The following is a 19,559-nucleotide window of genomic DNA, read 5'->3' as shown; positions in this document are numbered from 1 at the left end:
GAAATTATTGCTCCTAATGAGTCTATGATAGCGACACTTGCTACTGAATTGAATCTTAATTCCACTCAAGCGGAATGGTTGGAGAATACCCAAAATAATGTTAATATGAGGCTGTTACCTTTCCAGATAATTAATTTTTTAGACCAGAATTTATGGAGGATTGAAGCCAAAAACTTTGCTCAAGAGGCGATAGGGGTTTTAATTGATGGTGGTGAAGTTGATTTTGTTAACGAAATAATAAAAGACAAATCATTTGTCGGCACTAAAGCCGATTGTATTTTAAATGCGTTAATTACTCAAGGGAATAATATTTTCAGAAAAACATCGGAAGCTTTTACAAAAAATAGGAGCAAATTTAAATTAAAATTCACCTTAATAAATGAACCTTCCAATATTGCTGATGCGCAAACACCTTTTCCAGATTCTAATTCAAATGGAATAATAACAATAGAAGTAAATGAGCCTGAAATATCAGGGTCAAACTACCTCGATTACGATAAAGCAATTTTACATGAAACAATTCATGCAGAACTGCACAGGCTAAAAATAGCAGGTAATTTAGGACCAAACTCAATGCCCAGTGAGCAATATAACTTGTATATGCATATGTGGGATTTTTATGAAGAAGTAAATTCCTCTCCTAACTATATTGCTACCCAATCTCAACATTATTTAATGGCCCAATATTACATTGATAATATAGCGAAGGGATTGTGGGAATTTAACCAGTTTCAGGCTAATATGTCTGATTATAAACATTTAGCTTGGGAGGGCTTAAATTCGTATGGTATTCAGGGAGAATTTATCACTCAAAATGAATTGGACAATTTATCGAATATGTACAGTAACGTGCCTAAGAATTCAGATCCGTGTAATTGATTTTAAACTTAGAAAAGCATGAGACACATATTAATTTTACTTTTTGCCTGTATCATTTTATCCTGTGCGGATAGGTCTAGTGAAACTATTAATTACTACCCAAATAAAGACTTTTATAAAAATGAAAAATTGGTAGGAATTAATTTAGAAGAGGAATATTCTAATATCACGAGTTTAATGAATAGAATAAATCAAATTTATAATAAGGATTCAATCCCCTACATTGATTTTAATATTAAAGATTTAAAAGTGAATTTAGTAATTTCTCAAAATCCATACGGATTAATTAGTGAGAGAAATTTATTGGAGATTACAAAAGACTCTATAAAAGGTTGTCATAATGTAAGCATAGAAAAGCTTGATAGTATTTTGCCGGAATATTATTACAATCCTCGCGAGCAATTGTGTAATCCGGTAAATCCTAAAAGAGCAGCAATAGATGTTTCATTAAAACCGAAAGAGAATATTGAAACTTTAAAAGCCCTTTTAAGCAAGATAATTTTGAATTTTGATAAAATTCGGGTAAAGAAAAACGATACTCTTGACCTTTATGTTACAATCAACTATTACAATTCGATTTTGCCTCCTCCTCCTCCTCCTCCTGAAATACTTAAAAAAGCCCCAGAATAGGATATGATTGGATACTAGTGTCTATCAACTCCCAGAAGGAATTTTATCGTGGCGTTGAAGTATGGGTTTTAGTAGAAAATAACCCTCATTTTATTTAAACCAGTTGCACGCGCTTCAGCAGTCGTTTTCTAACCAAAATTCCGTAATTTTGCACACTTATTAGAAAACGCAGATCATGAGCACAAAGTTCCCTGAATATAAAGGACTTGACCTACCCAAAGTGGCTGAAGAAATTTTAGCGTATTGGAAGGAAAATGACATATTTGAAAAAAGTATTTCTACACGAGAAGGCAACGACCCTTATATCTTTTTTGAGGGACCACCATCTGCAAATGGAATGCCTGGTATTCACCACGTTATGGCGCGTGCGATTAAAGATATTTTTTGCCGTTTTCAAACTCAAAAAGGAAAACAGGTAAAGCGTAAAGCCGGTTGGGATACGCACGGACTTCCGGTTGAGTTAGGTGTTGAGAAAGAACTGGGTATTACCAAAGAAGACATTGGTAAAAAAATAAGTGTTAGCGAATACAACGAAGCCTGTAAAAATGCGGTAATGCGCTACACCGATGTGTGGAACAACCTTACCGAGCAAATGGGATATTGGGTAGATATGGAAGATCCGTATATTACCTACAAGCCAAAATACATGGAGTCAGTATGGTGGCTTCTAAAGAATATTTACAACCAGGGCCTTATTTACAAAGGCTATACGATACAGCCCTATTCACCAAAGGCGGGGACCGGTTTAAGTTCGCACGAACTTAACCAGCCTGGTACCTATCAAGATGTTACAGATACTACGGTAACTGCACAATTTAAGGTTGTAGAAAATGAGACATTTAAAGCATCTCCCTTAGCAGCATTTGAAGGGCAGAAATATTTAATAGCCTGGACGACTACTCCCTGGACCTTGCCTTCTAATACGGCTTTGACCGTAGGTAAAAAGATTGATTATGTGTTGGTGAAAACTTTTAACCAATATACATTCGACGCTATCCAAGTAGTTCTGGCAAAAGCTTTGGTAAGTAAGCAATTTGATAAAAAATTCTTTGCAGCCGAAAACGAGGAAGATTTTTCAAATTTTAAAGAAAGCGATAAGAAAATACCTTATCAGATTCTTTTAGAATTTAAGGGTAGCGATTTATTAGAACTACGCTATGAGCCGGTAATTGATTATGTGCGACCTCACGATAACCCGGAGAATGCATTTCGAGTAATTTCTGGGGATTTTGTTACTACAGAAGATGGTACCGGTATTGTACATACGTCACCTACATTTGGTGCAGATGATGCAATGGTTGCCAAGCAGGCAGTACCAGAGGTGCCGCCTATGCTTGTAAAAGATGAGAATGGTAATCTTGTGCCACTTGTAGATTTACAAGGCCGTTTTAGACCAGAGTTGCAAGAATTTGGTGGTAAATATGTGAAGAATGAATATTACGATGATGGCGAAGCACCAGAGAAAAGTGTAGATGTTGAGATCGCAATAAAGCTAAAAGAAGAAAATAAAGCTTTTAAGGTTGAGAAGTATGTGCACAGTTATCCTAACTGCTGGCGTACAGATAAACCTATTTTATATTACCCGTTAGACTCCTGGTTTATTAAAGTAACCGATGTGCGTGATCGTATGCACGAATTAAACTTGGGTATAAATTGGAAACCAAAAGCAACAGGAGAAGGTCGTTTTGGTAACTGGTTAGCAAATGCTAATGACTGGAACTTATCGCGCTCGCGCTACTGGGGAATACCATTACCTATTTGGAGAACCGAAGATGGTAAAGAAGAAATCATCATTGGTTCGGTTTCCGAACTAAAAGAAAAAATTACTGAAGCTTTAGAAGCCGGTGTTATGCAAGCAGACCCTTTTGAAGGTTTTGTTGCAGGTGACATGACTGATGCAAACTATGATCTTGTAGACCTACATAAAAATATCGTAGATGAGATTGTTTTGGTTTCGCAAAGCGGAAAATCAATGCGTCGTGAATCTGATCTTATTGATGTTTGGTTTGATAGTGGTAGTATGCCGTATGCACAATGGCATTACCCTTTTGAAAATAAGGAAATGGTAGAATCAACCTGGCGCAAAGCAGATTTTATAGCTGAAGGGGTAGATCAAACTCGTGGATGGTTTTATACTTTGCATGCGATAGCTACTATGACTTTTGACGATGTTGCTTATAAAAACGTTGTTTCTAACGGACTTGTTCTAGACAAAAACGGTCAGAAAATGTCTAAACGCTTAGGCAATGCGGCAGATCCTTTTACAACGTTAAGCACTTTTGGTCCAGATGCAACACGCTGGTATATGATAAGTAATGCAAACCCTTGGGATAACTTAAAATTTGATCTTGATGGTATTACTGAAGTGCAGCGTAAATTCTTCGGAACACTTTACAATACCTATTCGTTCTTTTCATTGTATGCTAATCTCGATAGTTTTAATTATTCAGAAGCAGATATCGAGCTTAAAAATAGACCAGAAATAGACCGTTGGGTTCTTTCAGAATTACATAGTTTAATTGCTGAAGTAGATAAGTTTTATTCAGAATATGAACCTACAAAGGCTACAAGAGCAATTTCAGAATTTGTACAGGAAAATCTAAGTAACTGGTTTGTGCGTTTAAGTCGTCGCCGTTACTGGAAAGGCGATTATGCCCACGACAAGATTTCTGCATACCAGACTCTGTACAAATGTTTAATTACAGTTGCAAAATTGAGTGCACCGGTGGCGCCATTTTTTATGGATCGTTTGTACAAAGATTTAAATGGTTTGACTGGCTTAGAAACTTCAGAGAGTGTTCACCTTTCAGATTTTCCCGTTAGTGATGCTTCATTTATTGATAGAAAACTGGAGCATAAGATGCAAAAGGCTCAAACTATATCATCCTTAACACTTTCTTTACGTGCGAAGGAGAAAATTAAAGTTCGCCAACCATTGCAACGTATAATGATTCCTATTTTAGACAACGATCAGCGTGAAGAAATACTTGCGGTACAAGATTTGATTAAGTCTGAAGTAAATGTCAAGGAAATAGAACTTATTGATGATGCATCTGGAATATTAGTAAAATCTATAAAGCCTAATTTTAAAACCTTAGGTCCGCGTTTTGGAAAAGATATGAGGTTTGTGGCTAGCGCAATTAATGCAATGAATGCAGCAGATATTACGACTATTGAAAATGAAGGAAAAATCACGGTGGACATTAATGGAAAAAGTGTTACTTTGGCGCCCGAAGATGTAGAAATAACATCTCAAGATATTGAGGGGTGGTTAGTTGCAAGTAGTGGTCCTTTAACTGTTGCACTTGATGTAACTCTTAATGATGCTTTGAAGAATGAAGGCATCGCCAGAGAACTTGTAAATCGTATTCAAAACCTGAGAAAAGACAGTGGTTTTGAAGTGACAGATAAAATAGAAGTACAAATACAGCGTGACGGTAAGATCGAGCAAGCCGTTATCGACAATTTAGACTATATTAAATTAGAGACGCTCACCGCAAAACTCGAGGTTGCAGAGCAAGTTACTAACGGTATAGCCATTACATTTGACGATGTTGAAACAAAGTTGGCTATAAAAAAACAGTAGATACAATATGGCGACAGAAGTAAAAGAGCGATTTAGCGACGCAGAATTAGAGGAGTTTAGAATTCTTATTCAGGCTAAAATAGATAAGGCTCAGAATGATTTGGACCTTATTAAAAGTGCTTATATGAATGATGGCAATAATGGTACAGATGATACATCTCCTACCTTTAAAGCTTTTGAAGAGGGCAGCGAGACTATGAGTAAAGAAGCTAATTCTGCACTAGCAATACGCCAGGAAAAATTTATACGTGATTTAAAGAATGCATTAAACCGTATTCAGAATAAGACATTTGGTATTTGCCGCGTTACAGGTAAATTAATCAACAAAGAGCGTTTAAAGCTTGTTCCTCACGCTACATTAAGTATCGAGGCAAAAAACATGCAGTAATTATTGCACCATAAAATTTATAAACGCTTCAGTCTTTGCTGAGGCGTTTTTTTTTCCTGATTATGCAGAGCCATAAAATTCTTTTTTTAGTATTATTTTTCCTTATAGCTGGTACAGGTTTTGGGCAGAAACAAATGCAGTATCGTATTCCTGCTGAGGAATTAAAAGGAATTTATATAGACTCAGATGAGGTATTTCAAATACGAGTGCAAACTTCAAAAATTCAAAAATTTAAAATTACAGCCGCAGTAGAGGGAGAAACTTTTGAAAGTGTATTGGTAGATCCTAAACAAGAAAATGATCTTTGGCGTATTTATATAAAACGGTCTATTGGGTTTAAAGCTTTTGATGATAAACTTGCAGCCCACAAGGTAATATCTATTGTTTTAAACATTGAAATACCTGAAAATAAAGAATTATGGGTACGATCTTCTTTGGCTTCATTATGGGCAGAGGGAACTTTTAAGTATTTGAATGTAAACCTTATGAGTGGAGATTGTAATCTTATAAACTATCTTGGAGACGGGGTGATTAATACATTGCGCGGGAGTATCTACATAGAAACATCAAACGCACAAGTTGAAGCTATATCACGCAACGGAAACAATGAAACAGAGAATAAGAGTGATGGTAAGTATCATTTAAAACTTAAAAGCGTTGACGGAAATATAAGCGTCTCCCAATCTCAATAAATTAATTATTTTTACCATTCGCTAATCAACAACAGCACATGTCATTAAAGAAGGCCGTAGGAATTATTGTTCTGATATTACTTATAGATCAAATTAGTAAAATTTACATAAAAACACATTTTCAACTTCAAGAGCAAGTTCAGGTTTTTGAGTGGTTTAGAATTCTTTTTGTAGAAAATGAAGGTATGGCTTGGGGAGCTAAAATCCCGGGCGATTATGGAAAAATTATTCTTACTCTTTTTAGAATAGGTATTCTTCCGCTTATAGGATATTGGTTATATGACAGTGTAAAAAAGAATATGTCTCGTATTCTTATCGTAGGTATTGCGCTAATTTTTGCAGGTGCCTTTGGTAATATAATAGACTCCGTATTTTATGGTATTATCTTCGACAGTAGCGCAGGGCAATTAGCTACGTTCTTACCAGAAGATGGTGGTTATTCAAGTATATTTTATGGGCGTGTTGTAGATATGCTCTATTTTCCTATATGGGAGGGTTATTTACCAGAATGGTTACCTATCTGGGGTGGTAATTACTTTACGTTCTTTAATGCAGTATTTAATATTGCAGATATGGCAATAAGTACCGGAGTGGGTTTATTGTTAGTGTTTAATAAGCGGGCATTTGCAAAAGAAGGAAAACCGGCTTAAGCAGGATTTTAAATTGTTATAATAAATTTTGTACCGTAGCCAAGCTTACTTTTAACTTCAATCTTGCCGCCAAGAGCTTCAACTTGATTTTTGACAATAAATAATCCTACAGATTGATTATTTTCATTGTTATCTGTACTTCGCGACATATGAAAAATTTGATCTGCATTTCTATCAGATAAGTCATAACCTTTCCCATTATCTTCAATAATCAAGGAGATCTTCTTATCATTTTCTATACAATATGCTTTAATCTCCGGCTTGCGGCTAGGACTTTTATTTAGGATTCCATTTTTGATTAAAATTGTGAAAATATTATTTAAGAATTCTTGATTATATTCAATTTCAGGAACTTCAGAAAAATCAGTATAAATATATGCCTCCTGTTGCTCAATAAGTGGACGTAGTTGTGTTTTGATTTCCTCTAAAGTCTCTTCCAGATCGATTGTTATTTTTGGCAGGGAAGCTTTAGTTTGTATAGAAACAACTTCATTTAAACGCGATACTGTGCGGTTTAAACTTTTTGCAATCTCATTATAGTTATTGAAGAGCTCTTTCTGGTCTTCTGTAAATTTCTGTGTTTCTACTAACTGGCTAGTTAGCTCTAGGTTGTTAACATGAGATTTTATGTTGTGAGAAACATAATTAGCAAAAGTAAAAAGGCGAGAGTTATTTGCTTCAACAAGGTCTATTGCCTTTTCTAACATTAACTCACGCTCTTTCTCTTTATTTACATTTACAACAACTCCTTTTAAGCCTACAATTTCGCCATTGTTATCAATGTCTGGTTTGCTTATGGCATGTGCCCAGAAGGTTTTATTTGTATAAGTAACCATCTTAATTACTTCGTCAAAAATAGGCGTTCCGCTAGCTAGATTGTGATAACTATTTATAATAGTTTCATGAAAATTCATTTCAAAGAAATGAAGGGCATGTTTTAGTGAAGGTCTGTAACTGTCTGGAGTTTCTAAAATTTTTTGAAGTTGTTTATCAAAATAACTCTTCTTATTGAGAAAGTCTACTCTCCAACCACCTGCACCTACTAAGGTTGCAATTTGCTCATAAAAAAAGTTTTCTCTGAACTCTTCAGTTTCAGGGGCTGTTTTCTTTACAAAAAATGAAAAAATTCCATTTTGTTTACTGGCTGACATGCGTATTGGTTATTTGAAAATGAGGTTGAAGATAGGAAAAATATCGATATTGTGTTAATATATATACGTTTTATTAGGTGTTATACAGTGAGTTAGCAAAACGTCTGTAGAGGCTCTGGGTAACACTTCTTCTGCATCAAAAAGTGACAAACCTATTTTTAGAGATTCTGATGAACAACCAGCTAAAAAACGATCATAAAAACCTTTACCGTAACCTAATCTAGAACCCGATTTATCAAACGCAAGTAAGGGAATGAAAATCACATCGAGTTGATTTGAGTTGACCTCGATTCCATTTTCTGGTTCGGGTATTCCCCAATTATTAATTTTCAACCGCGTGTTATCGGTGAGAAGGTAGTGACGCATCGAGTAGTCTTTAAAATCACTTTTTGATAATACGATATTTTTGTCTTTACCACTTAGTATATTTAGAATATACTCCGTATTAATCTCTTTTAAGTGTTGAATACTTAAGAAAATATGGTAAAAATCAAAGTTCCAAATCGGAAGTTTAAGAAGTTGATTAGCAATTAATAAACTGCGCTCATCAAGTTCCTCTGCAGATAAACTTTCTCGTTTGATTTTATAGGTTTGTCTTAATTCAGCTTTAGTCATATTTGATCTCTGAAGTAGATAGATGAAATATAGCATCTCCTTGATAAACTAAAGAGGCTTCATTAGAATTGATGATATAGCCATCATTAGTAGCTTTAACTTTATGTCTAAAAGAGCCATAAGGGTCGGTAATAGTAGCAATAACTTCATTTTTTTCAACAAAATCACCACAGTTACTTTTGAGATGTAGTAAGCCGCTATACTTTGCTCGTAACCAAGAACTCGTCACAATTGTAGTTGACATTTTTGCAAGAGGAGGAGCAGAAAATTCTTTAGAAAGCATGTCAAAATGTTGTAGTATACGCATAACGCCAAACACACCTTCGCGGGCTATATCTTTATCACTTACCTGGGATTTTCCGCCTTCAAACAGAAGAATAGGAATGTTTAATTTTTCGCAAGTTGACCGATATGATTTTGAGATGTTTTTAGAATAAACGGTAAATGGCGCTCCAAATATCTTAGCATACTCTATCAAATCTTTTTTGTCTGGATCTACACGTATCTGAGCCACATTAAATCTGCTTCCGCCACCTGTGTGAAAATCAAGACAAAAATTAGCTGCGGGTAATATTCTATTGCTAAATTGATAAGCAAATCTGCCTGCTAACGAACCTTTGCGTGTTCCTGGAAATACGCGATTGAGGTCTCTTCCATCAGGAAAAGCCCGTTCCATATTGAGAAAACCAAAAACATTAATAACCGGGATGCAAATAATAGTACCTCGCGTAGGCTTATTAATTTTTTTTGAAATTACCTGGCGTACAATTTCTACACCATTAATTTCATCACCATGAATACCGGCGGTAATAAGAATACAAGGTCCCGGTTTTTTTGCACGCTGTATAATAATTGGCACTTCTACTGAGGTCGTAGTGTATAATTTTGCCAAATTAAAATTAAGTGTTCTTCGTGCCCCGGGAGGGATTTTTTCCCCTAGAATATGTAGGATATTATTTTCATCTATACCAGTCATATACTTATACGCCTCGTTCTATATATTTAATTATTTCTTTTGCAATATCTCTACCGGTAGCACGCTCGATACCTTCTAGACCCGGAGAAGAATTTACTTCAAGAATTAAGGGTCCTCTTGCACTTTGAAGCATATCTACACCAGCGACTCCAAGTCCCATAGCTTTAGCTGCCTTTATAGCTGCAATTTCTTCTTCATCAGAAAGAGTTATAACTTCAGCGGTTCCCCCTCTGTGTAAGTTAGATCTAAATTCGCCTTCTTTCCCTTGTCTTTTCATCGCGCCTACTACGTGACCGTCTATTATAAATGCTCTAATATCTGCTCCCTTTGCCTCTTTAATAAACTCTTGAACAATTACACGAGCCTGTAACCCATTAAAGGCTTCTATTACAGATTCTGCTGCATTTTTAGTTTCAGCAAGAACAACTCCTAATCCTTGAGTTCCTTCTAATAATTTTATAATTAATGGTGCACCACCTACGTGATCAATAATTTCGCCTACATCGCGAGAATAGTTAGTAAATACAGTTTTAGGTAAACCTAAACGTGCACGTGATAAAATTTGTAGACTACGTAACTTATCCCGACTTCTTACCAAAGCTTGTGACTCTGTAGTAGTGAAACATCCCATCATTTCAAACTGTCTTACAACCGCAGTGCCATAATAGGTGATTGACGCACCTATACGGGGAATTATTGCCTCTGAGTCTGAAAGGTAACGACCTTTGTAGTAAACAGAGGGCTTTTTCTTTTCAATAATAAGATCACATTTTAGCGGATCTATGATCTCCACGTTATGTTTGCGCTTTTTTGCAGCTTCAACAAGACGTGAAGTAGAGTATAAGCCACCATTTCGTGATAAAATTTTTATATTCATAAGACTTTCTGGGAGTGTGAGACATCTGTTAATTCAGTATCTACAATAAATTTTTTAGTGAGGAATTTTCGTCCAATTAATACCGGAAAACGCATGTCTTCACGAGAACTAAGTGTTAGTGATATTTTAAATGTTTTTTGAAATATAGTAATGTTGCTTTGTACCACATACCGGTATTGTATTTCGCCATTACTACTTTTTACAGCAGTAATATCGTAATCTGAAAAGCGCATTTCTTTGCCATTATATTCTGGATGTTTTGGGTCGAGAAATGTACAGCATAAAATATTGTCTTCCTCTCTAATATGATTACAATGAATAGATGAGGTATATGCACCTGTATCTATTTTAATATCAATATCAGATAAGCCCAGTTTTGGAAAATCGGCGCGGTCTATACGACCTATAATTACTTTTTCCATACGTTGCAATTTAGTAAAAGCATAATTGTTAAAGTATAATACCATCTAAAACTAGGTTAATTTGCTCATAATATTAGTTGGTAAAATATTAGTTGAATTTGTAAAGATACAGCGTTAAATAACGACCAAAGCATCAGCTAAGCGCAAGGATCGTTAATTTTATTTCTCCAAGAAGCTGTAAATTTGAATAAGATGGAAATACCAGATTTAGATTTACAATTAAAGACGCTTCCCAGCGGTCCTGGAGTATATCAATACTATGATAAAAAAGGGAAATTGCTTTATGTAGGCAAAGCAAAAAACTTAAAAAAACGCGTTTCTTCTTATTTTACTAAGAGGCATGATAATGCTAGAACTAATCTTCTGGTCAAGAAGATTGTTGAAATAAAACACATCGTAGTTGATAGTGAGACAGATGCACTATTGCTTGAAAATAACCTGATAAAAAACTACCAGCCCAGATACAATGTGATGCTCAAGGATGACAAGAGTTATCCCTGGATTTGTATAAAAAACGAACGTTTTCCCAGAGTCTTTCCTACGCGAAGACTTATTAAGGATGGTAGTGAATATTACGGTCCCTATACAAGTATGAAAACCGTACATACCTTACTCGATCTTATTAAAGGCTTATATCCTCTGCGTACGTGTAATTATGATCTTTCTAAAGAAAAAATAGAATCAGGTAAGTATAAAGTCTGTTTAGAATATCATTTAGGTAATTGCTTAGGTCCTTGTGAAGATCTTATATCTGCAGAAACCTATCACGATAATATAGACGCAATTAGAGATATTGTAAAAGGAAACTTCAAAGACTCGTTATATCGTTTTAAAACCCGAATGAAGCAGCATGCGGAGGCTATGGAGTTTGAAGATGCTCAGCGTATAAAGGAGAAAATAGAAATTCTTGAAGGCTATCAAGCAAAAAGCACTGTAGTTAATCCGTCTATAAATAATGTAGATGTCTTTAGTATTATATCTGATGAAGGATATGGTTATGTAAACTTTCTTCAGCTTTCACACGGGGCGATTATTAGATCTCATACATTAGAATTGAAGAAAAAATTAGACGAGTCTGATCAAGAATTACTTGAAATAGGAATTATTGAGATCCGCCAGCGTTTTAATTCACAATCCCCGGAAATCTACGCACCTTTCCCGGTAGATCTTGGGGAGAAATTTAAAGTTACAGTTCCTAAGCTCGGTGACAAAAAGCGTATCGTAGAGCTTTCTGAGCGTAATGCAAAGTATTTTAGGATGGAACGATTTAAACAAACAAAAATCGTTGATCCAGACCGTCATGTGAATAGATTAATGGCTCAAATGAAATCAGATTTGCGCCTTTCTGTAGAGCCAAGACATATAGAGTGTTTTGATAATTCTAATATTCAAGGAACAAACCCGGTTGCAGCTTGTGTGGTTTTTAAAGATGGAAAACCTAGTAAAAAGGATTATCGTAAATTTAATATCAAAACTGTCGAAGGGCCCAATGATTTTGCATCTATGGAAGAAGTTGTCTTTAGAAGATACAGACGTTTACTCAATGAAGACGAACCATTACCTCAACTTATCATTGTGGATGGAGGTAAAGGCCAGCTTTCATCAGGAGTTAAAGCACTGGACGATTTGGGATTGCGTGGCAAAATTGCAATTATAGGTATAGCAAAACGACTCGAGGAGTTGTTTTATCCAGGAGATTCGATTCCACTTTATTTAGATAAAAAAAGTGAAACACTAAAAGTTATTCAACAGTTGCGTAATGAGGCTCACCGTTTTGGAATCACATTTCATCGAAATAAACGTAGTAATGCCGCAATAAGTACAGAACTTGAAACAATTTCTGGGATAGGAGAAAAAACAGTAATCGAATTACTTACTCAGTTTAGATCTGTTTCAAAAGTCAAGGAGGCTTCAGAAAAAGCACTGGCAGAAGTAATAGGTCCTGCAAAGGCAAGGATCATATATAATCATTATCAACAAATAAAATGAAAATAAACTACTGTCTGTTATTTCTAGTTTTGATGAATTGGGCATTCTATGCACAGGACAGTACGGCTATAGATTTTGAAAGTTTTCCTAAGGGGCCTGATTTAAAAGTAGGTCTGGTACTTAGCGGAGGTGGAGCAAAAGGACTCGCACACATAGGTGTTTTAAAAGAGATTGAAGCCGCAGGAATAAAGATAGATTATATAGGAGGTACCAGTATGGGTGCTATTATAGGAGGTTTATATGCATCAGGATACAATGCACACCAGTTGGATTCAATTTTTAAAGTAGTAAACTTTGAGAAGCTTATTCAAGATAATCTTCCGCGCAGCGCACAGTCGTTTAATGAGCGAGCAGATTCAGAAAAATATGCTATAAGTCTACCATTTGATCATTTTAAAATCTCATTTCCATCTGCCTTATCTAAAGGTCAAAATATATACAATTTATTTACTGAGCTTACCCACCACGTACAGGAAGTAGAAGACTTTGGAGAATTACCCATACCATTTTTTTGTGTTGCTACAGATGCAGAAAAAGGGCAGGCAATTATACTTGACAAAGGCTGTTTGCCAGAAGCCATAACGGCTAGTGGGGCATTGCCCTCTCTTTTTAGTCCGGTGATTGTAGATGGTAGAATTTTAATTGATGGAGGTGTGGTTAATAATTATCCTGTAGAAGAATTGCGCCGCAGGGGTGCAAATTTTATTATAGGTGTTGATGTGCAAGATGATTTAAGAGGAAAAAGTGAGCTTAAAAGTGCTCCTGAAATGCTCATCCAGATAAATAATTACCGCACGATCGAGGCTATGAAAGATAAAGTTTCTGAAACTGATATTTATATCAAGCCGAATATTGCCGGTTTTAGTGTGGTAGATTTTGAAAAAGGAAGTGAAATTATAGAAGGCGGTGAAAAAAAAGCTAAACAATATAGCTCAGATTTTTTAAAACTTGCCCAGTTACAGAATACAACATACCGCAAAGCACAACTCGCACTAGATAAAAATGATACCTTAAAGATAAAGAGTGTAGGTATAAATGGAAATCTCTATTATACGCGCTCCTATATCCTCGGAAAATTAAAAATTAAGCCGCCTGTTAAGATGACTTATGCGGCGTTATTTAGAGGAATCAACAACCTCGCTGCAACAAATAACTTTCAGCGTATTAATCATAGATTAGAAGCTTATGATAACGGAGAGTATCATCTAGCCTTAAATCTTACTGAAAGTGAAGCAACAACATTTATCAAGGCTGCTATACATTATGATGATGTTTATAAAAGTGCGGCTTTGATGAATATAACTAAGAAGCGTGTTCTCTTCAAGAATGATATTGTCTCTTTAGATCTGGCACTGGGAGATAATATTAGGTACAATTTTGATTACTATAGTGATAACGGTTTTTATATAGGATTTGGACTGCGGGCTACCTATAATAGTTTTGAACGACGGGTAGATGCACGATTTGTAGAACAATTAAGTGATCTTCCTCTCGAGAGTTTTAATAGCTTAACAGTAGATTATACAGACTTCACGAACCAGGTTTATATACAAACTCTTTTTCAGAAACAATTTTCATTCAATTTAGGTGTAGAGCATAAATTTTTGAAAATCGATACCGAAAGCGTGAGGCTGGAAGATGATCCTGAAGCAAAAGTATATTTTGATAACAGTCACTATTTTAGCACTTATGGTAACCTGGTGTTAGATAGTTTTGATAATAAATATTTTCCCACTTCTGGCTGGTATTTTAATGGCGATTTTCATCTTTATTTACTTTCTTCAGATTATAATAATGATTTTGAGGAATTTTCAGTAGGTAAAGCGCGAGCTAAGTATGCACATAAAATTGTGCCTAAATTTTCAGTACAGATAGGGGTAGAGGGCGGATTTAAAATTGGTGATTCAGAAGCTGGGAGTCTTGATTTTATTCTTGGTGGCTGGGGTAATGATTTTGTTAATAATATAATTTCATTTTACGGTTACGATTATATAAGTTCTGCTGCAGACGGTCTTGTCAAATCTGATATTAGCTTTGACTATAATTTCTACCGAAAGCATCACCTTAATTTTGGAGGTAATTTTGCGAACCTTGAAAATGATTTATTCACAACAGGCAATTGGCTTTCGGCACCAGATTACACTGGTTATTTTGTAGGGTATGGTTTAGAAACACTCTTAGGACCGCTTCAGACAAAACTGTCTTATTCTCCAGAGGTTGATAAAATGTATTGGAATTTTAGTTTAGGATTTTGGTTTTAAGAAAAAATTAGTTTGATTCGCTAGTCTTTTTACGATATTTGTAACAATCGATAACGTTTTCGAAGAAAAATACAATTACCTTAAATTGTTGTAGACTTAAATCAAAATAGACTATGCCTTTCTATCATAAACTTGGTGAAATACCCCATAAGCGTCATACGCAATTTAGAAAGCCAGATGGTAGTTTATATTATGAGCAACTGTTTGGCACAATAGGATTTGATGGTATGTATAGTAATATGTACCATGAACAACGACCTACACAGGTTAAAGAAATAAAGGGAAGTAAAAGTGTTAAGCCTAGGGTATCAAAAGAAAATCACATTCAATCGTACCGATTTAGAGGTTTTGAGATCAAACCCGAGGCAGATTATCTTGACAGTCGCAAGCCTATTCTAACTAATAGTGATTGTACCATTATTCTCGCTGCTCCTCAAAACAAAACTCAAGATTATTTTTATAAAAATAGTGATGCAGACGAACTCCTGTTTGTACATCGAGGAAGTGGTAAATTTAGAAGCCATTTAGGAAATCTAGATTTCAAGTATGGAGACTACATCTTAGTCCCTAGAGGAACCATATATAAGCTCGATTTTGACACAAGCGATAACAGATTATTTATCGTAGAGTCAAGACGACCTATTTATACACCAAAGAGATACCGTAACTGGTTTGGTCAATTATTAGAACATTCTCCTTTCTGTGAGCGTGATTTGCGCAGGCCTTATGAATTAGAAACAAATAATGAAACGGGTGATTTTTTAATCAAAATTAAAAAGCAAGATGATCTTTTTGATATGGTTTATGCCACGCATCCATTTGATGTAGTAGGTTATGACGGTTACAATTACCCATACGCATTTTCAATTCACGATTTTGAGCCTATTACAGGGCGTATACATCAGCCGCCGCCTGTACATCAAACATTTGAGACAGACGCGTTTGTAGTTTGTAGTTTTTGTCCGCGTAAATATGATTATCACCCAGACAGTATACCCGCACCTTACAATCACAGCAATATAGATAGTGATGAGGTATTGTATTATGTAGATGGGGATTTTATGAGTCGCAATGATATTGAAGCGGGTCACATATCATTACATCCTGCAGGAATTCCTCACGGTCCGCATCCGGGTGCTGTAGAAAGAAGTATAGGTAAAACAGAAACAGAAGAACTTGCAGTAATGGTTGATACCTTTAAACCTTTGCAAATATGCGAGGATGCAATACCTATTGCAGATGAGAATTATTATAAATCTTGGTTACCACATTAATAGAAATTAGGAGCTACATCTTGCTTTTAGCTATATCTTTTTATTAATTACACGGGAAGTGTTATCAATAAAAAGGATGCCGCTTCAATCAGGGCTAAAAAAATAAATAATGAGTAAAGAATTAAAATCAGTAGAATACGGTTTAGAGAAGATATTTGAGGGAGCTCAGGATTTTCTTCCACTTTTAGGAACAGACTATGTGGAGTTTTATGTGGGTAATGCGAAACAAGCTGCACATTACTACAAAACTGCATTCGGTTTTCAGTCTTTTGCATATAGCGGTTTAGAAACCGGGAGAAGGGATAGTGTAAGTTATGTACTTAAGCAAGATAAAATAAGACTTGTATTAACATCTCCACTAGGAAGTAAATCGCCAATAAATGATCACATAGTCAAACACGGTGACGGTGTAAAAGTTGTTGCGTTGTGGGTTGAAGATGCACGAAGTGCTTTTGAAGAAACCACTAAACGCGGAGCCAAACCCTATTTAGAACCTACAGAAGAGAAAGATGAACATGGAGTTGTAGTGCGTTCTGGTATATATACATACGGCGAGACCGTACATATGTTTGTAGAGCGCAAAAACTATAATGGACTATTTATGCCGGGATACCGAAAGTGGGATTCTGATTATTATCCAGAACCTACCGGGTTAAAGTATATTGATCATATGGTAGGTAACGTAGGATGGGGAGAAATGAATACCTGGGTAAAATGGTATGAAGATGTAATGGGATTTGTAAACTTTCTAACTTTTGACGATAAGCAAATAACAACAGAATATTCTGCTTTGATGAGTAAGGTTATGAGTAATGGGAATGGAAGAATAAAATTTCCAATTAACGAACCGGCAGAAGGTATAAAAAAATCACAGATTGAAGAATATCTTGATTTTTATGAAGGTCCAGGTGTGCAACATCTTGCAGTAGCAACAGATGATATTATTAAAACAGTAGCAGATTTAAAGGCTAGAGGAGTAGAATTTTTACCGCCTCCGCCACAGGCGTATTATGATGATATACCTAGAAGACTGGGTACACATATGGATACTATGAAAGAAGATCTTAAGAAATTGCAAGAATTATCTATTCTTGTAGATGCAGATGAAGAAGGGTATTTGCTACAAATTTTCACAAAACCTTTACAGGACAGGCCTACCCTATTTTTTGAAATAATTCAGCGTATGGGAGCAAAAGGTTTTGGTGCTGGTAATTTTAAAGCTTTATTTGAATCTATAGAACGAGAACAAGCCTCAAGAGGGACTTTGTAATCAAAATATTTAAATGAACTAATTGTCTAAAATCCTTGTTTGTAATGAACAAGGATTTTTTTATTTATGCATACTACGGTTACAATTTTTAGCTTTTCGCTACTTTTGGAATAACTCTTGCAAATGCATTTGTAAAGCCCCTAAAATTATTGCTATGAAAAAAGGTTTATTGGTTCTTACAATGTTCTTTATAAGTGCATCCGTTTTTTCTCAAAGTACATCCTTTGGAGATGGCGAGTGGTTCCGTTTTCGTATTAGTTATAGTGGCTGGTGGAAGGCAGGAGAGGCTACTATGTCTGTAAATAACGAGACCTATAAAGGTAAGCCTGTTTATCATATTAAGGGAAAAGGAGTAACTACCGGAATGACCAAATTATTTTTTGGCGTCGAAGATTATTATGAAAGCTATATCGATAAGCAAACGACGCTTCCCTATCGATTTGTTAGAAAAATAGATGAAGGTGGTCATACTAAAGATAAAGTTGTTGACTTTGATCAACGCACACGAACTGCAACTGTAAACGATAAGAAACACAATACGGTCACCTCTTATAAAACTGAGCCATCTGTGCACGATATGGTTTCCAGTTTTTATTATTTACGAAATACCATAGATTCAAAAAAACTTAAAGAAGGTGATGAGACGGTGATTAACATGTTTTTTGATCAAGAGAATTATAAATTTAAACTGAAGTTTCTAGGTAGAGAAGTGCTTAAAACAAAGTTCGGAAAAGTGAATACCCTTATATTTAGACCCTATGTTCAAGCGGGAAGAGTATTTAAAGAACAAGAAAGTTTGACAGTTTGGATTAGTGATGATCAAAATAAAATACCTTTGCAAATTAAGGCCGATTTAGCAGTAGGTTCTCTTAAAGCAGATATCGATGCTTATAAAGGTCTCAAATACCCATTCTATATTATTCAAGATTGATGATTGAAGAAAACAGCCCAGAAACACAACAGCAATTAAGCGCATTAAGCGATAAATTTGATGCAATGGGCCAGAATCTTAATCATCAATTAGAGGGCTTTGTGCATAGTAAACCCATTAATTACTGGGATTATATTCAAACTGATGTACTTCTTAATCTTCAAGTGCAACGTACCTTGATTCCTGATGAAATGGTATTTATAATGTACCATCAAGTAAATGAATTATTTTTTAAAATGATTCTTTGGGAAATAGAACAAGTTGCTTATGCTAAGGAGCTAACTGCTGTTTTCTTTTCTGAAAAATTAGATCGTATAAGCCGGTATTTTGATATGTTGACATCGTCCTTCAATATTATGCGTGAGGGTATGCAGATGGAGCAATATTTAAAATTCCGTAGAACATTAAGTCCTGCAAGTGGATTTCAAAGCGCCCAATACCGATTCATAGAATTCAGCTCTACAGAGTTGCAGAATCTTATCGATTCTCGATTTAGAGAAGACTTCAAAAATATGGAAAAGAACAAGGATTCATTTTATGATGAAGCGTTTGAGCAGCTGTATTGGCAAGCGGCGGGAAAAAATTTCACCACAGGAGAAAAAACTTATACGTTAAAAGAGTTTGAATTAAAATATAAGGATGAGTTTATCCGTTTCATAAAGCAGTATGAATCCTTAAACTTGTGGTCAAAATTTAAAACCCTCCCTTTATCAGATCAAAAAGATGCAACATTGCTAAAAGCGATGCGTCATTACGATTACACAGTTAATGTGCAATGGGTAATGTCTCATTATCACGCTGCTTTGCATTATTTAAATCAAGGTAAAGAACCCCTTGAGGCAACAGGTGGTAGCGATTGGGTAAAATATATGCACCCTAAGTATCAAAAACGTATTTTCTTTCCAGAAGTTTGGTCACAGAAAGAACGTGAAGAATGGGGACAAAACGTAAACTAAATTAAGAATTTT

17 protein-coding genes are annotated in these 19,559 nt (G+C 35.4%); 12 read left to right on the top strand and 5 right to left on the bottom strand.

Annotated features, from left to right (window positions below; genetic code table 11):
• Positions 1–24 precede the first annotated feature (24 nt).
• The 6 genes from DSM00_RS10850 (at position 25) to DSM00_RS10825 (ending at position 6,825) form a co-directional block, all read left to right on the top strand.
• Entirely contained in the window at positions 25–879 is an 855-nt protein-coding gene (locus DSM00_RS10850) for a hypothetical protein (RefSeq protein ID WP_128758032.1), read from the top strand.
• Between the two features lie 18 nt (positions 880–897).
• Positions 898–1,509: a hypothetical protein gene (locus tag DSM00_RS10845; RefSeq protein ID WP_128758031.1), complete on the top strand. Its 612-nt coding sequence runs from the start codon at positions 898–900 to the stop codon at positions 1,507–1,509.
• A gap of 175 nt (positions 1,510–1,684) precedes the next feature.
• On the top strand, positions 1,685–5,095 hold the full coding sequence (gene ileS / locus DSM00_RS10840) for an isoleucine--tRNA ligase (RefSeq protein ID WP_128758030.1): 3,411 nt from the start codon (positions 1,685–1,687) through the stop codon (positions 5,093–5,095).
• A 7-nt stretch (positions 5,096–5,102) separates the two neighbouring features.
• On the top strand, positions 5,103–5,483 hold the full coding sequence (locus tag DSM00_RS10835) for a TraR/DksA family transcriptional regulator (RefSeq protein ID WP_128758029.1): 381 nt from the start codon (positions 5,103–5,105) through the stop codon (positions 5,481–5,483).
• A gap of 62 nt (positions 5,484–5,545) precedes the next feature.
• Positions 5,546–6,175, top strand: coding sequence for a DUF4097 family beta strand repeat-containing protein (locus tag DSM00_RS10830; protein WP_128758028.1), 630 nt, complete (start codon positions 5,546–5,548; stop codon positions 6,173–6,175).
• Between the two features lie 38 nt (positions 6,176–6,213).
• Complete coding sequence (locus tag DSM00_RS10825; RefSeq protein ID WP_128758027.1) at positions 6,214–6,825, top strand: lipoprotein signal peptidase; 612 nt, start codon at positions 6,214–6,216, stop codon at positions 6,823–6,825.
• Positions 6,826–6,833: 8 nt separating this feature from the next.
• On the opposite strand, the gene DSM00_RS10820 is transcribed toward DSM00_RS10825, so the two are convergent.
• Genes DSM00_RS10820 through DSM00_RS10800 form a run of 5 tightly spaced genes read right to left on the bottom strand, consistent with a single transcriptional unit; the run spans position 6,834 to position 10,866 of the window.
• Complete coding sequence (locus DSM00_RS10820) at positions 6,834–7,976, bottom strand: sensor histidine kinase (RefSeq protein ID WP_128758026.1); 1,143 nt, start codon at positions 7,974–7,976, stop codon at positions 6,834–6,836.
• 54 nt (positions 7,977–8,030) lie between these two features.
• A complete protein-coding gene (locus tag DSM00_RS10815; RefSeq protein WP_128758025.1) occupies positions 8,031–8,591 on the bottom strand; it encodes a 5-formyltetrahydrofolate cyclo-ligase in 561 nt (186 codons plus the stop codon).
• Positions 8,584–9,567 (bottom strand): succinylglutamate desuccinylase/aspartoacylase family protein, encoded by a 984-nt coding sequence (locus DSM00_RS10810; protein ID WP_128758024.1) that lies wholly within the window; start codon positions 9,565–9,567, stop codon positions 8,584–8,586. The genes DSM00_RS10815 and DSM00_RS10810 overlap by 8 nt, the downstream gene beginning before the upstream one ends.
• Before the next feature lie 4 nt (positions 9,568–9,571).
• Positions 9,572–10,444, bottom strand: coding sequence for a 30S ribosomal protein S6--L-glutamate ligase (gene rimK / locus DSM00_RS10805; RefSeq protein ID WP_128758023.1), 873 nt, complete (start codon positions 10,442–10,444; stop codon positions 9,572–9,574).
• Positions 10,441–10,866, bottom strand: coding sequence for an ATP-dependent zinc protease family protein (locus DSM00_RS10800; protein ID WP_128758022.1), 426 nt, complete (start codon positions 10,864–10,866; stop codon positions 10,441–10,443). The genes rimK and DSM00_RS10800 overlap by 4 nt, the downstream gene beginning before the upstream one ends.
• A 192-nt stretch (positions 10,867–11,058) precedes the next feature.
• On the opposite strand from DSM00_RS10800, the gene uvrC reads away from it, so the two are divergent.
• The 6 genes from uvrC to DSM00_RS10770 all read left to right on the top strand — a co-directional run bounded on the left by uvrC (position 11,059) and on the right by DSM00_RS10770 (position 19,547).
• Positions 11,059–12,855, top strand: coding sequence for an excinuclease ABC subunit UvrC (gene uvrC, locus DSM00_RS10795; protein ID WP_128758021.1), 1,797 nt, complete (start codon positions 11,059–11,061; stop codon positions 12,853–12,855).
• Positions 12,852–15,116 carry a patatin-like phospholipase family protein gene (locus DSM00_RS10790; RefSeq protein WP_128758020.1) on the top strand — a complete coding sequence of 755 codons (2,265 nt, stop codon included), beginning with the start codon at positions 12,852–12,854 and terminating at the stop codon, positions 15,114–15,116. The genes uvrC and DSM00_RS10790 overlap by 4 nt, the downstream gene beginning before the upstream one ends.
• Before the next feature lie 113 nt (positions 15,117–15,229).
• Positions 15,230–16,390: a homogentisate 1,2-dioxygenase gene (locus DSM00_RS10785; RefSeq protein ID WP_128758019.1), complete on the top strand. Its 1,161-nt coding sequence runs from the start codon at positions 15,230–15,232 to the stop codon at positions 16,388–16,390.
• A gap of 109 nt (positions 16,391–16,499) precedes the next feature.
• Entirely contained in the window at positions 16,500–17,660 is a 1,161-nt protein-coding gene (gene hppD, locus DSM00_RS10780) for a 4-hydroxyphenylpyruvate dioxygenase (protein ID WP_128758018.1), read from the top strand.
• A 154-nt stretch (positions 17,661–17,814) separates the two neighbouring features.
• On the top strand, positions 17,815–18,591 hold the full coding sequence (locus DSM00_RS10775; RefSeq protein WP_128758017.1) for a DUF3108 domain-containing protein: 777 nt from the start codon (positions 17,815–17,817) through the stop codon (positions 18,589–18,591).
• The gene (locus tag DSM00_RS10770; protein WP_128758016.1) at positions 18,591–19,547 is read left to right on the top strand and encodes a tryptophan 2,3-dioxygenase family protein; all 957 of its coding nucleotides are present in this window, start codon (positions 18,591–18,593) and stop codon (positions 19,545–19,547) included. Before DSM00_RS10775 ends, DSM00_RS10770 begins: the two co-directional genes overlap by 1 nt.
• The last annotated feature ends 12 nt before the right edge of the window (positions 19,548–19,559 follow it).

The organism is Leeuwenhoekiella aequorea (genome assembly GCF_004104375.1).
Taxonomy (GTDB): Bacteria; Bacteroidota; Bacteroidia; order Flavobacteriales; family Flavobacteriaceae; genus Leeuwenhoekiella; species Leeuwenhoekiella aequorea.
Note: the sequence above shows the minus strand (reverse complement) of the source record. Positions and strands in the feature narration are given on the sequence as shown.